This window comes from Nostoc sp. (assembly GCF_036916575.1).
In the GTDB taxonomy this organism is placed as follows: Bacteria; Cyanobacteriota; Cyanobacteriia; order Cyanobacteriales; family Nostocaceae; genus Nostoc.
Window position 1 is genome coordinate 74,587 of sequence record NZ_JBALGC010000090.1, and the last position, 13,154, is coordinate 87,740.

General features: G+C 39.7%; 14 protein-coding genes, 4 tRNA genes and 1 pseudogene. 9 read left to right on the top strand and 10 right to left on the bottom strand.

Features of this window, described 5'->3' with window-relative positions; genetic code table 11:
• Nucleotides 1–16: 16 nt before the first annotated feature.
• Nucleotides 17–555 (bottom strand): annotated as a pseudogene (locus V7L29_RS18795) (hypothetical protein).
• 395 nt (nt 556–950) lie between these two features.
• On the opposite strand from V7L29_RS18795, the gene V7L29_RS18800 reads away from it, so the two are divergent.
• Complete coding sequence (locus V7L29_RS18800) at nt 951–1,892, top strand: ADP-ribosylglycohydrolase family protein (RefSeq protein WP_334736450.1); 942 nt, start codon at nt 951–953, stop codon at nt 1,890–1,892.
• Nucleotides 1,893–1,948: 56 nt separating this feature from the next.
• Here V7L29_RS18800 and cutA read toward each other — a convergent pair whose 3' ends face one another.
• The 4 genes from cutA to V7L29_RS18820 all read right to left on the bottom strand — a co-directional run bounded on the left by cutA (nt 1,949) and on the right by V7L29_RS18820 (nt 4,960).
• Entirely contained in the window at nt 1,949–2,281 is a 333-nt protein-coding gene (cutA, locus tag V7L29_RS18805; protein WP_334736451.1) for a divalent-cation tolerance protein CutA, read from the bottom strand.
• 5 nt (nt 2,282–2,286) lie between these two features.
• Nucleotides 2,287–3,288, bottom strand: coding sequence for a transposase (locus V7L29_RS18810; RefSeq protein ID WP_334691447.1), 1,002 nt, complete (start codon nt 3,286–3,288; stop codon nt 2,287–2,289).
• A 21-nt stretch (nt 3,289–3,309) separates the two neighbouring features.
• Nucleotides 3,310–4,161 carry a hypothetical protein gene (locus V7L29_RS18815; RefSeq protein WP_334691446.1) on the bottom strand — a complete coding sequence of 284 codons (852 nt, stop codon included), beginning with the start codon at nt 4,159–4,161 and terminating at the stop codon, nt 3,310–3,312.
• Between the two features lie 139 nt (nt 4,162–4,300).
• A complete protein-coding gene (locus tag V7L29_RS18820) occupies nt 4,301–4,960 on the bottom strand; it encodes an Npun_F0813 family protein (protein WP_334736452.1) in 660 nt (219 codons plus the stop codon).
• A 358-nt stretch (nt 4,961–5,318) separates the two neighbouring features.
• Between V7L29_RS18820 and V7L29_RS18825 the strand changes: the two genes are divergently transcribed.
• Both V7L29_RS18825 and V7L29_RS18830 read left to right on the top strand, forming a co-directional pair.
• Nucleotides 5,319–5,391: transfer RNA gene (locus V7L29_RS18825), tRNA-Arg, on the top strand.
• Between the two features lie 42 nt (nt 5,392–5,433).
• Complete coding sequence (locus V7L29_RS18830) at nt 5,434–6,111, top strand: group I intron-associated PD-(D/E)XK endonuclease (protein ID WP_334691531.1); 678 nt, start codon at nt 5,434–5,436, stop codon at nt 6,109–6,111.
• Nucleotides 6,112–6,258: 147 nt separating this feature from the next.
• Here V7L29_RS18830 and V7L29_RS18835 read toward each other — a convergent pair whose 3' ends face one another.
• From V7L29_RS18835 to nadA, 5 genes are all read right to left on the bottom strand, one after another.
• Entirely contained in the window at nt 6,259–6,474 is a 216-nt protein-coding gene (locus tag V7L29_RS18835) for a hypothetical protein (RefSeq protein WP_334736453.1), read from the bottom strand.
• A gap of 42 nt (nt 6,475–6,516) precedes the next feature.
• The gene (locus V7L29_RS18840; protein ID WP_334691443.1) at nt 6,517–7,071 is read right to left on the bottom strand and encodes a hypothetical protein; all 555 of its coding nucleotides are present in this window, start codon (nt 7,069–7,071) and stop codon (nt 6,517–6,519) included.
• Between the two features lie 400 nt (nt 7,072–7,471).
• Nucleotides 7,472–7,543, bottom strand: a tRNA-Thr gene (locus V7L29_RS18845).
• Between the two features lie 87 nt (nt 7,544–7,630).
• A tRNA-Tyr gene (locus V7L29_RS18850) sits at nt 7,631–7,716 on the bottom strand.
• A 121-nt stretch (nt 7,717–7,837) separates the two neighbouring features.
• Nucleotides 7,838–8,812: a quinolinate synthase NadA gene (gene nadA / locus V7L29_RS18855; protein WP_334736476.1), complete on the bottom strand. Its 975-nt coding sequence runs from the start codon at nt 8,810–8,812 to the stop codon at nt 7,838–7,840.
• A gap of 148 nt (nt 8,813–8,960) precedes the next feature.
• On the opposite strand from nadA, the gene V7L29_RS18860 reads away from it, so the two are divergent.
• The 6 genes from V7L29_RS18860 to V7L29_RS18885 all read left to right on the top strand — a co-directional run bounded on the left by V7L29_RS18860 (nt 8,961) and on the right by V7L29_RS18885 (nt 13,142).
• Entirely contained in the window at nt 8,961–9,878 is a 918-nt protein-coding gene (locus V7L29_RS18860; RefSeq protein ID WP_334736454.1) for a TIGR04168 family protein, read from the top strand.
• A 132-nt stretch (nt 9,879–10,010) separates the two neighbouring features.
• Nucleotides 10,011–10,095, top strand: a tRNA-Ser gene (locus tag V7L29_RS18865).
• A 246-nt stretch (nt 10,096–10,341) separates the two neighbouring features.
• The gene (locus V7L29_RS18870; RefSeq protein WP_334736455.1) at nt 10,342–11,781 is read left to right on the top strand and encodes an AAA family ATPase; all 1,440 of its coding nucleotides are present in this window, start codon (nt 10,342–10,344) and stop codon (nt 11,779–11,781) included.
• 29 nt (nt 11,782–11,810) lie between these two features.
• Nucleotides 11,811–12,332, top strand: coding sequence for a hypothetical protein (locus tag V7L29_RS18875; RefSeq protein WP_334736456.1), 522 nt, complete (start codon nt 11,811–11,813; stop codon nt 12,330–12,332).
• Nucleotides 12,333–12,518: 186 nt separating this feature from the next.
• A complete protein-coding gene (locus tag V7L29_RS18880) occupies nt 12,519–12,683 on the top strand; it encodes a hypothetical protein (RefSeq protein WP_334736457.1) in 165 nt (54 codons plus the stop codon).
• Between the two features lie 144 nt (nt 12,684–12,827).
• The gene (locus tag V7L29_RS18885; RefSeq protein ID WP_334736477.1) at nt 12,828–13,142 is read left to right on the top strand and encodes a type II toxin-antitoxin system VapC family toxin; all 315 of its coding nucleotides are present in this window, start codon (nt 12,828–12,830) and stop codon (nt 13,140–13,142) included.
• Nucleotides 13,143–13,154: the final 12 nt, after the last annotated feature.

Genomic DNA, 13,154 nt, shown 5'->3' on the forward strand with positions numbered 1-13,154 from the left:
AGGACTCAATAATTTTTTATTTGAAGCGATAGCCAATACCACCATTGATACTAACAGCAGAAGCATCACTATTTTGGTAGGCACCAAGTCCGACTTTGGCATTAGTATAGACAAGGAAATTGTTAGCAACTTCCGATTCAACACCAGCACCTACCACTACCGAATCTCTGTTACCTATAGGAGTTAGTGAGCCATCTTTCTCTACAAAAGAATAACCACCAGTTAAATAGGCGTTAGTTCTATTAGCGATGGGCACATCCACAGAAAGTTCTGGGATGATGGCACTTATTTTATCGCTCCAGAGGACATTACCGTGTGCAGAAAATGGCGTATTTTCTAATTTCGCGCGACCTGTGACATTACCGCCAAAGGTAGCATCATCATTGATACCTTGTCCGCCGCTGGTAACGCCAGCTGCAATACCAGCACCAACATAACTAGCATCAGTACCTTTTTTGGTTTCAGCAGAAGCTTGACAGTTGATAGAACAAGAGGAGCAACTATTAAGGAAGATAATGCAGAAATTGTCATGAAATACTTGAGTAAGCCTTTCATAATTTTGACCATGTTTTGTATTTTTTACTTGTATATTTCAGGTCGAAAATCGTGTGATAATGTTCAAAATGATTCCCATATTTTATGAAATAACTGTTGTTATTGATGCATACTGCTTACAGGCAAACTATTCCTTAAATTTATAAATAAGCTGTTATAATTACATTTTAATGTCTTTTCATCCGGATTCTTTATTTCCAAAATAGACGCTTTTAAAACTGGCACAATATTTGGAACTAAAACTGAGTCTGGCTCTGGTAAATAAAATATCCAATTAGCAATTTTTGGCCGAGCTTTTCACATAGGATGAAAAAATAGGCTGTAGCATCTGTTGCAACAAGCTATAGAGGGAATCTATAAAGTTAATTTTTAGCAATTCTTGTGGAGATTAAATAATGCTAACCGCTGCAAAAACGTTGTCTGGTTTGATGGGTTTATGTGTCGGTGATGCATTGGGTGTGCCAGTGGAGTTTACTAGCCGTGCTGAACGAGTGAAATCTCCAGTGACAACGATGTTGGGTTATGGCACATGGAATCAACCACCAGGAACTTGGTCAGATGACAGTTCGCTGACCTTTTGCTTGGCAGAATGTCTTTGTAGAGGGTATTCGTTAGATGCCATAGCCAATTCCTTCTGGCGCTGGTACAAGGAGGCTTACTGGACTCCCCGTGGCGATGTTTTTGATATTGGTCAAACTACCCATACAGCAATTATGCGCCTCAAACAGGGAGTTGTTCCCCATCAGGCGGGCGGCAAGGTTGAAAATAGTAATGGCAATGGTTCTTTAATGAGAATCTTGCCGATGGCTTATTGTCACAGAAACTTAACTTTGGGTGAATTGCTGGCGCGGGTGCATGATGTTTCAGCGATTACTCATGCTCATGCGCGATCGCAAATGGCCTGCGGCATTTATATTAGTATTGCAGTGGCGCTTTTAGAAGGGGCTGACCTTAAGACAGCTTATCTACAAGGATTACAAGATATCCAAACAATTTATTCTGTACGGGAATTTCTGTTAGAGAAGCCGCATTTTGGCAGAGTTTTGAGTGGTGAGATTGCCAAGATACCAGTAGAAGAGATTAATTCTGGTGGCTATGTGATTGATACCTTGGAGTCATCTCTATGGTGTTTATTAAATAGCTCGTCTTATTCCGAAGCAGTACTGAAAGCTGTCAACTTAGGCGGAGATGCCGATACTACCGCCGCCGTCACTGGTGGATTAGCGGGAATTTACTACGGAGCGGAAAATATTCCTCAAAAATGGATGAACCAAATTGCTCGTAAACAAGACATTATTAACTTGGCAACTCGTTTTGAAGCAGCTGTTTACGCTTAGAGCTAGTAGTTGAGAGTGAGGAGTGAGGAGTTAAGATTTTCATAACTCCTCACTCCTCACTCTTTACTTTTAACTTGCTGAGAAATCCACTGCAAGTAGGCTTGAGAACTGGCAACAATTGGTAAGGCAATAATTTCTGACACTTCATAGGAATGCAGTTCCTTAATTTTGGCCTCCATTGCAGGAAATTGCGCCAAATCAGTTTTAATCAGTAATTGCCATTCTTGCTCTTTATGCAGTTCCCCTTGCCAGGTGTAAATTGAGTGGATTGGTAACAGACTCACACATGCAGCGAGTTTAGCTTCTACAAGGGCATTTGCAATTGCTTCTGCCTCCTGCATGTTGCCAGCTGTCACCAATACCACACCATAGCCAGCAGGTGTCTCCATAACCTCTAAACCGTCGTAGATAAGGAATAGACCTGACCATCAATCAATAGTCGCGTGATGCCCTTGGCTTGCAGATGAGTACGAGCCTTATGGAGCATTTTACTATCGGGAACTTTAATCACACGATCGCGCTTCGTAGAAAAGCGCTTTGCCACGCGATGATTATCAAACACCGGCAGAGTTCTTTGCTGGGTTTCCAGGCTAGGAATTTGCCCCAAATCACCAAAGTCCTTCAGAGGTCGCGTAATTAATTCCGAGGAACGGTCAATTACCAAATAGCAAGTTTTGGGCAAATTGGCTATAGACAGCGGTAAAACTTGAACTGATGCTTCACCTGGTCTTCTTCTTGTGACTAAAGGTCTTTGCTCATCCAGGTCATCATCATCAAAGTCTTCTTCCTCAAAGTCGTCATCTTCTAAATCATCATCTTCTAAATCGTCCAAATCCTCCGATTCGTCTAGTAAATCTTCGCCCAGCATCTGCGCGATGACGGCCGCTCCTGGATGTTCATTCTTTAGCGGTGGGATGGGGATGCTGACAATTTCCGGCGGCTTTTGCTCTGGAGTTTCTAATTTCTCTGTGACTCGGAGCTTCGGTTTTTCCGTCGCCGAGGGACGACGCCGCACCCGTCTACTAGCAGCCAGTGACTCCGCCGTTTCCTCTGAGTAAAGTTCTTGCTCTACATGAATTACCCGACGTGGCTGTGGCTCAACCTTTGGTACTTCCAAGGGTTGGCTCTCGATGGGTGGAATTTCTATTTCAGGCTCTGGTTGAATCAGCAGCGGTACCTGCTCGTAGCTTACCTGTGCCCTTCCTTCAGGAGTTCTTGCAGCCCGCTTTAAGGAGACTAAGTATTCATACTCATCTTCTGGCAAAGTGCTTTTGAGCAGGCGACTAATTGTCGAATTACTCACACCATAGCGGTCTGCCAAAGTTGAGGTTGTTTCAGCAGTCTCTCGATATAACTTAAGAATTTCTTGCTTGTCAGAGTCTGTTAATTTTCTCACGGTAGATACCAAAAATCTTTACTAAGCTCGTTTTCGTCCGCTGGTACGCCGCGTTCGTCTTAGTGATGCGTCATATTCTAAGACAGCGCCCATGCCAAATAACACTCCACTAAACACCCAAAACACTTCTAATATCTCCCCACTTTGATAATTAGGGCCTTGGGCGTATTTAAACCACATATCTGCAATGTAAAGCGAAAAGGCCGCCGCTGCAATCATTCGCCAAGACTGGGAAACTCTTCCTCCCCAAAAGGCTAACAGCAGAATGGTAGCAATAATTAACAAAACCACATCGCTAACTACGTAAAACCAGTTCAAGATAGCAACTAGCAGTTCTGAGGGTTTTTCCTGTTGCATAGAAATCCACCATGCCAACAAACTACCGAACACTGCGATTGCTAACACAATTAGCCACTGCCATTTTTCCAGATTGATTCGTCTGGAAGCCACAGCTAAAATCATGCCTGCGCCAAGTAATAGATAAGTGAGTACAAAAAATATATCGCCTGAAGACACATCTGGTTCATCTTTTAAAACTATTTCGGTATAGCCAAAAATTATCCCCCCAACTAAATAGGAAAGCATACCTAAGGCAATTAAGAGCCAAACATTCCGGCCACTGACGATTTGCGGACTCAGCCAGTTCCTCAAGCATAAGATACCGGCACTCAAATAAGCTAAACCTTCAAAAATATTTGTGCCAATCACATACCACTCGGCCCGGCTTTCTATGCCATCTGCTCCGGGAACTTTGGCACTAAACAACAAATAGTATAACAGTGCCAGTACCGCCCAGCCAATATTAGCTAAGACAATGTTCTGAGTGGTAAAAATGGATTTAGAAAGGAACGAATTGTCGTAAGAGTTATTCATAGGACTTGACTATGTAGATGCACTCTGGCAGTATTTTGAGTTAAATGACTGTGTGCCTAGCAGTTTGTCTGTTACGTAATACACAATCGGACACCAAAAGCAAGTGCCACGGCAGGAACTTTTATTAAAAATTTCCATGCTACTGCCATAGTTTACTCAGTGACGATTGATTTAGCCAACTGATAAACACCGAACGCTCGGCTTCTGGCATATCTTCTAGCTTATAAATTACTTGTTTGGTAAAATTGGCGTTGCCAAAATACGCCTTTCCTAATCGATGCAGTTCTTGCAAGAGGGTAACTACATGGTTTTCTTGCCAATCAGGCATTTTGGCTGTCGGCAAAGGATTAGTAGATACCAAATATTTAACTGCTTCTAGGGAAGATGCTTGGGGAAATTGTTTCTGTTGTAATACTTCCGCAATATCTTTTTCAAATAATGCAGCTTGCCGAGCACCTAAAAACTCTTCAATATCGATATAAACACCTTGTAACAGCAAAATACTGGCTTGGATGAAAATCCCTGTTTTGCCATGACCACCTGTGTCATTATCTAGCTGCTCTAAACGAATTTTACCCCAGACGCTAAAGCGTTCCGGTTCCTCCAGTAAAACACAGGCTTTACCCCGGTTATCCGTTAATTCTCTCCATAAGGCTCTAGCTTCTTCCTCTTGACTAGCTTTGAAGACACTAATCAAGCGAAAAGTCTGTCCTTGATAACTGAGGATCGGCACCTGCTGATCCCGTTTTGGGTGCTGAATGCTTGATATTTCAACATCCTGCCGTTTGAGAATAAACATGGCACTAGCAAATAACTCCTCACAGGGGCACTCTTAATATGGAATATATAATGGCATTTGGCAGCATCGCCAAGGCTTAAATTACCTAGCATACTGTGAGAATGAGCCTAGCGATCGCGAGATTCTTCCCGAAAGTAGCCGCCCAGAGGGCGGTGGCGTTAACAGGCAAATAACCCCTTGACAACACAATATATCTAAACCAATACCCCATCTGTTTCGTTTTTAGTGTAGATTGACTACACTAGCGACTAGCATCTTAGCCTTGCTAGTGGTAAATCTGCAATTTTCGATTGCTTCTTGGTAGCTGAAGACGATATAATAGTGTAGGTGACTCCTTGAGGAGCCATTAATTTATGTTGGGCGCGTAGCTCAGTGGATAGAGCAATTGCCTTCTAAGCAATCGGCCGCAGGTTCGAACCCTGCCGCGCTCGTTTTAACTAAATATGAACCCTCAAGCAGCGTGAAATGATATGATGATTTCCACATTTGAGGGTTCGTCATTGCTGCATCATACCAAGAACAAAGGCGATATTGCTGCAACGAAAGCGATCGCGGATCTAACGCTTAAAGGGTATTTAGTCCTCACACCATTTGTTTGTGAGCATTTACCTTTTGATTTTGTTGTCTACAAAGACGATAAATTTTACAAAATACAAGCTAAATATGCGGGAGATAATAGAGTAGTCAATAAAACTATTTGGGTAGATAAAAATGGTACTCATCAGAAGAAGTATAAAGTAAATGACTTTGACTTTTATGCTGTTTATCTACCTGACATAGATAAAGTTGTTTATCCGTCAATTAACTTTAATGGTTGCTACATTACTACTCAGATACCTAATTCAGCTACACCGTTTTATTGGTGGGAAGATTTTACAGACTTAACTGAAGCAGCGTCTAAGCGAACCTACAAAGAGTTTGGCGTTGACTTAACAACCAGAAAAGTTAACCCCGACTCTAAAATTCATACGAGAAAAATTGAAAGACCATCAAAAGAAGAACTAGAAAAACTAGTTTGGGAAAAGCCAACTGCACAAATTGGGAGAAATTTTGGCGTGTCTGATAAGGCTGTAGAAAAGTGGTGTAAGACTTATGGGATAGAAAAGCCACCTAGAGGGTATTGGGTGAAGAAAGCTTATGGAAAAGTATAAGGATAGTTAAAATCTGGTGAGGAGGAAATTTAGGGGCTAGCCATTATTAGGTTAATAAGTATGGGGTTTTTTAACAGTACCTAAATAAACCCCATTTGACTGAATTGTAACAGAGGCTATTCTATATACTTATTAACTTTGCTCCAATCAAAAATTACCTTTTGAATCCTTCAAAATAATTCTATCCACTAAACATATCTCCGCTATATGTTCCTTGATTTGGTTAGCGGATTTTTGAATTGAGTCTTTAAATACAGTAGTGTCTTCAGATAGTTTGTCTTTATCTCCACTAATATAAACATCATGTAATAACTCATACGCATCACATAGATTTTTAACAGCTTCCTTTCTCTTTTGCAGCATATTGCACCTATATATTTAATTTCTTCAAACGACCCAATGTTTTTAAATAATATCTATTATACTAGCTATCTCAATTAGTTCAGTTCTTAATTCTTGAGCTTCCTGTTCAGTAGTTATAGGTTCCTCATTTATCTGTTCTACTTCTAAGATCCCTTTCCTGGTTTTGATTCTTAACTTTAGATCGTGAAAGGTAGTATCATTATCTTGTCTTTTTTCCCAGACAATGAAAAAGTTTGGTTTGCCTGGAACTGTGTCTTGTACATTAGCATACAAGTAATTAGTCTTTGATTTATAAACTTTTATACCAATGTATCCTCTACCCCCGCCAAGTGCTCTAGGATTCTTAGCTACACATTGGAATAATTGATAAGTGCCATTATCTATAAATTCTATAGAACCGTCTGTTCTAGCTAATGCTCTATAGTTAGCTGGAATTTCCATTTTTATCCCCATACTAGTTAGAGCTACTACTCTTTTTATTTTAGAAGGGTCTTCTATATCAAAATTACAGCTAACTGGCTTACTTGTTTGAGCTACTGCTGGGTATACTAATGTGCTAGCCAGTATCATAAGTAAAATAATTTTAGTTAGTCTCATTTTTATCAGCAATGGGATGTCTATACTTAAATTACCCAGATACTATGCTGGTATATCAGTTGACTGAAAATATGGGGTTTTATCGCATTTAATTTTAGCTAATAAGATGGCTGTAACCTATATTAGATAAGAGTTTCAGTTTATTGATAGAGAATTGAGAGTAGTAGCTTTTGAAAGGATTAGTAAGACCCCACTGTTTGACCAGGATGGGGTTATAGAAAGGGTTAGAAGAAGACTTAATTAGTTTCCAGCAGACTTGTACTATGATGCTACCGCACTAGCTATATTTACTTAACGATTTATATAACTTAATAAAATCTCTTTTCAGAAGATGGCATAAAATGGCATACTCTCCTGGAGGAGATTTTAGTTAATTGGCTGAAAACCTTGCTAAATAAAAAGCCCGTGACGAGGATTGAACTCGTGACCTCACCCTTACCAAGGGTGTGCTCTACCACTGAGCCACACGGGCGAAATGCAATCTTGCTTTTTGAGTTGTAAGTTACAATGCTGGGAGCTTTGCTCTTTACCCAGTCATTATAACCTATAACTTCGTAAGTGGTGGGCCGGGCTGGATTTGAACCAGCGTAGGCGCTAGCCAACGGATTTACAGTCCGTCTCCATTAACCACTCGGACACCGACCCAATTTGTCTCACGATTTAAAATCGTAGCACCATCTCTTAATAAATTGCAAGTGATTAGAAAAAATAACTTGTGGGTAGAGACGCGGTTTTGTTGCGTCTCTACATATATAAAAAATACTAGTTACACACTCATCTCCAGCATTCGTTGCATTGGTCGCAGTGCAGCAAGCCGAATATCCTCTGACATGGTAATTTCGGGAGTGCGATTTTTCATTGCCCAGTAGAGTTTTTCTAAGGTGTTTAACCGCATAAAAGGACATTCGTTACAAGCGCAGTTATTCATCGGCGGGGCAGGAATAAAACGCTTGTCAGGAGCTAGTTTTTGCATTTGGTGAATGATTCCAGGCTCCGTAGCAACGATAAATTCTCTAGCAGGGCTGTTTTGACAATATTTGAGTAAGGCGGCTGTAGAGCCAATAAAGCTGGCATGGCGCAATACACTACTTTCACATTCTGGGTGGGCGATCGCCTCTGCTTGTGGGTGGGCAATTTTTAACTGGACAATTTTCTTTTCCGAAAAGGTTTCATGGACAACACAGCTACCTTGCCATAGCACTAAATCTCGTCTGGTCTGTTCCATGACATACCGCCCCAAATTCCGATCTGGAGCAAAAATAATCGGCTGTTCCTTTGGTATCTGCTGGACAATTTTCACAGCGTTGGAACTAGTACAAATAATATCGCTCATCGCCTTGATATCAGCAGAGCAGTTGATGTAAGATACCACTAGATGATCTGGATGCGCTGCTTTAAAAGCTGCAAACTCCTCTGGTGGACAACTGTCTGCTAAAGAACAACCAGCATTCAAATCTGGTAAAAGTACTAATTTATCGGGATTAAGTATCTTTGCTGTTTCTGCCATGAAGTGAACACCAGCAAAGACGATCACATCCGCATTGGTTTTTTCTGCTGCTTTCGCCAGTTGTAATGAATCCCCAATAAAGTCTGCAATATCCTGAATATCTGGCTCTTGATAATAATGTGCCAGAATAACTGCGTTGAGTTCTTTTTTGAGACTCTCAATGGCAGCAAACAAATCTAGTGGTAGTTCACCCGGTTGGGTTTTTTCTCGTTGAGCTAGTGCAGTGGTAAACACAGTTAAGGGTGCTCTAAGTTGCAAATTTATGTCCTGTGGAATCAATTATAGTAGTTTTTACCAAAAATAGTGGGCGGTTGATATTTTCGGGTTGTGTCCAAATCGGGCTGAGTTTCCTATCCTGGAGATAGACGGCAAGGAAAGTGGCATGACCAGTCAGAAAACTCAATTGATAACCCTGAAAATTGCTGTAGTTGGAGATGTTCACGACCAATGGGAAGTGGAAGATGGTATTGCACTCAAGCATCTAAATGTTGACTTAGTGCTGTTTGTGGGGGATTTTGGCAATGAATCGGTGGAAGTGGTTAGAGCGATCGCCTCCCTCGATATTCCCAAAGCAGCCGTGATGGGCAACCACGATGCCTGGTACACCGCTACCGAGTGGGGACGTAAAAAGGCTCCTTATGACCGCTCTAAGGAAGACTGGGTACAGGAACAACTCGATTTATTAGGCGCGTCCCATGTCAGTTACGGTAAGCTGGATTTTCCCGCTTGGAATTTAACTGTAGTGGGGGGTCGTCCCTTTACCTGGGGTGGGCCAGAGTGGAAATTCGCGGAAATCTGTAAAGAACGTTACGGTGTGAGGAGTTTGGAAGAATCCGCCGATCGCATCTTCAAAGCAGTCAAAAGCGCCGCTTACGAAACGATTATATTTTTGGGTCACAACGGCCCTAGTGGATTAGGCGATCGCCCCGAAGACCCCTGCGGCAAAGACTGGCATCCAATTGGAGGCGATTTTGGTGATCCAGATTTTGGCGAGGCGATTTCTCAAGCCTTGACTGCTGGTAAAACCATTCCTCTGGTGACATTTGGTCATATGCACCATACTCTAAGACATACTAAGGTGCTGCGGAAATCTATCTTTAAAAGTCCAGAGGGAATAATTTACTTGAATGCGGCAAGTGTGCCACGGATTGTAGAAAATGACAGCGAGAAATTGCGTAATTTTTCCATTGTCACCCTAGAGGCAGGTGTGGTTTCGCAAGTTTCCCTAGTTTGGGTAGGCAATGACTTCCAGGTGGCTAAGAAGGAAATTTTGTACGAGCGATCGCATAGTGTGTCGTAGACATTCGCATCTACTAGTGCAATCTGCGTAGATGATACGATATAGTATTATCTGTCAGCTTTAGTGCTAACCAACAAAAGCGTCTAAATAGCGTCTGAAAGTAGGGTAGGTAAGAGTTTGACAGATTTTATTGGAGAGGTGGCAGAGTGGTCGATTGCGTCCGACTTGAAATCGGATGAGGCTAAAACCTCCGGGAGTTCGAATCTCCCCCTCTCCGTTGAAAGATTTTTGCATGATACGTTACAGATAAACTCTCTGACTAACAGATTCAAGTTTATGAGAGTGAATCAAAGTTATATTGCATATAACAGTAAGGCTAAAGATAGCCCTGTTATCATTCAAGGTATTAGGATTGCTATATGCTATTCAGCAACAAATTATGATTTGCTGACTTTACAAAGCGTGGTAGGGTTAGTTGAAATTATATAGAATTTATCTTGAGTAAATAAAATCAAATTATGCCATGAAAGTAGAAATTCATAACTTAGGTGTTATAGAAGAACTTGAAATTGACTTAAAACCCCTTACTGTTTTTATTGGAAGAAATGGCACTGGAAAAACTTGGACAGCTTATACTTTAGCATCTATATTTGGTAAACATGGATTTTATAGGTATTTCAAAAGTTACATTGATGGCAAAACTCAGCAGAAATATCCGATTATAGATAATGCTATTGAGCAATTTATCCAAGAAGGAAATGTTAGTCTTGACTTAATTAATTTTGCTGATGAGTATGCAGAAGCATATATTAATGATGTTGCTCAGTCATCTCCCAGTTTGATGAAAACATTTATGAGTAGTGAACGTAGTGATTTTCAATCAAGGAAGATAAGCTTGAATTTAGCTACGGTAAAACAAGAAATACTTGAGAATGTAAAAAAATATAGCTTAGAAAAAGAAATTTATTTTGGCTCACAAGATAAGGAGTATTTAAATATCTTAAAAAATAATGGTGAAAATAATATTTGCTTTAATATAATTTCCAAAAATAGCTGGTTAAAAAAAATCCCTATAAAGCTATTTAAAAAAGTTTTGCTTCAAGAAATTTTCCAGATAATTCATAGTTCTTTTTATTCAGATGTTTATATATTTCCTATACAGAGAATTACTTTTACAACCTTTACTTTTTCTCTTAAAAAAGAAAGTTTGGAATTTGAAAATGTCAATTTTAATAATTTTGATGAAACCTCTGATATTGATTTAGATGTTAAAATAATATCTGAGCGCTCGGATAAACCAAAAACTAAAAATACAAGTGAGCCAATACAAAGTTTAATAGAAATATTAGCTAATGCATATATAAAGACAACAGAGGAAAGAGAAGAAGAAATTAAAAAAAGACCAGAAGTTGCCATTTATGCTGAATTAGCAGAATTATTAGAAAAGCAAATTTTGCAAGGTAGAATAGATTTTAATGAACCTGGATTAGAAAATAAAATATTTTTTCAGCCATCAGAAAAAATAAAATTGGAAATAACAACTGCTTCATCTCTGGTTCAAGGACTAACACCTTTAGTTCTTTGCTTACGCTATCTGGCTGAACCGGGTGAGTTGCTAATTATTGATGAACCAGAAATACATTTACACCCATCTGTACAAGTAGCAATTACTGAATTTTTAGCAATGTTAGTCCAAGCTGGTCTAAAAGTATTAATTACAACTCATAGTCCTTATATTTTGGATCATCTATCGAATTTGATGAAAGCTGCTAAATATAAAGATAAAGAAAGTATAAAAGAGAAATTTTATTTAGAGCGAACAGAAGCTTTTATCCCTCAAGAAAAAGTTTCTGTATATCTGTTTGAGGATGGTATGGCTAAGAATATCTTAAATCAAGAAGGCCGTATAGATTGGGGTACGTTTGGTGATGTATCTGATGATATTTCCCATATATTCCCATAATCACTCTTAAGCTAAGGAGTGATTTAAAAATGCTTTTTAATAATTTATTGTTTTCAAGTTGTTTGCTACCAGGGAAAACAAGTTATACAGAAAATGGAGTAGAGATAAATATAAAACCATCTAGCGGTGAAACAATTCTCTTTTTTCTTATAGACAATCAGTCAAATCCTACTTGTAAATTGCGTCAAATATTAGGATTAGAACAAGAAGGTATGAAAATCTGTGATCTAATTATCTTCTATGCAAAAGAGAGTAAAAGAATAATCTGCTTTGTAGAATTGAAAGGTGGTGATGTAAAAACAGCTACAGAGCAAGTCATAACTACATATACATATTTTAAAAAATCTTTGAAACAGTCTGAACCATCACTAAATTTTATTGCAAAAGCATATATTAAATCTAACAGTTCTGTACCGCAAGAAATTGATAAATATAAACAGGAATTAAAGCAGACATTTGGCAAAGGTAACTACGATATTAGCAAGAATTCAAGTTTAGGTGACTTTCTGCGAGGCGTTGACTATCAACCCAAAGGAAAACGAAAAAAGTAGATAATTTACAGCAAGTGATCGCTCCCTTCTACCCTTTGCTTGCATAGTGCTATCATTTTGATAAATTCTACTTTGAGGTAAAACGATGGCTACCCTTTATGTAAGAAATTTACCCGATGATTTGTATGCAAAGCTGCAGAGTTAGCGGCATTTGAACACCGTTCCATTAATGCCCAAGTTATAACTTTGTTAGAACAAGCTTTAAAAACTGAAGCACAACAAATAGAAGACCAGAAACGACAAAATGTACTTAAAGTCCTAGAAGAAAGCCGTCAGCGTCGCCGTGTGAATCCAGCAGACTTCGGATTACCTGATAGTACTGAACTGATTCGAGAAGACCGCCACAGATGACCACCCTTCTAAGATGCGTGTTGGATACCAGTGTGTGCATCAAGTATTTCATTGCTGACCCACTAACTAACTGCCAAAGTTAATCAACTCTTCGGTCATCTCGCCAATCCACAGACAGAAATTTTTGTTCCAGACCTTTTTTACATTGAGTGTGCTAACACGTTCTGGAAGTATGTCCGTGCAAGGATGTACACTACTGCTGAGGTTCAGACAGATTTAGCTACTCTGAAAGCTTTTCCGTTGCGTGTTGTTTCAACAGCTGATTTGATGGCGGATGCAGTTACTATAAGCTTGAGTTATGGAACTTCTGCCTACGATAGCTTTTATGTCGCGCTTTCCCAGCAGATTAATGCTACTTTGCTGACTCTTGACGGTAAGCTGGTGAGGGCAATAGCCGCTTCGTCTTCCAATATTTGCTCGTTTAATGACTTCGAGGTTCCGTCGTTAGAGTCAACATAATTCGTAATTCAA

Coding starts and splice junctions, on each gene's coding strand:
- V7L29_RS18800 (WP_334736450.1), top strand. CDS start 951: ATGCTAACCGCTGCAAAAACGTTGTCTGGTTTGATGGGTTTATGTGTC.
- cutA (WP_334736451.1), bottom strand. CDS start 2,281: ATGGAGACACCTGCTGGCTATGGTGTGGTATTGGTGACAGCTGGCAAC.
- V7L29_RS18815 (WP_334691446.1), bottom strand. CDS start 4,161: ATGAATAACTCTTACGACAATTCGTTCCTTTCTAAATCCATTTTTACC.
- V7L29_RS18820 (WP_334736452.1), bottom strand. CDS start 4,960: ATGTTTATTCTCAAACGGCAGGATGTTGAAATATCAAGCATTCAGCAC.
- V7L29_RS18830 (WP_334691531.1), top strand. CDS start 5,434: ATGATTTCCACATTTGAGGGTTCGTCATTGCTGCATCATACCAAGAAC.
- V7L29_RS18835 (WP_334736453.1), bottom strand. CDS start 6,474: ATGCTGCAAAAGAGAAAGGAAGCTGTTAAAAATCTATGTGATGCGTAT.
- V7L29_RS18840 (WP_334691443.1), bottom strand. CDS start 7,071: ATGAGACTAACTAAAATTATTTTACTTATGATACTGGCTAGCACATTA.
- V7L29_RS18860 (WP_334736454.1), top strand. CDS start 8,961: ATGACCAGTCAGAAAACTCAATTGATAACCCTGAAAATTGCTGTAGTT.
- V7L29_RS18870 (WP_334736455.1), top strand. CDS start 10,342: ATGAAAGTAGAAATTCATAACTTAGGTGTTATAGAAGAACTTGAAATT.
- V7L29_RS18875 (WP_334736456.1), top strand. CDS start 11,811: ATGCTTTTTAATAATTTATTGTTTTCAAGTTGTTTGCTACCAGGGAAA.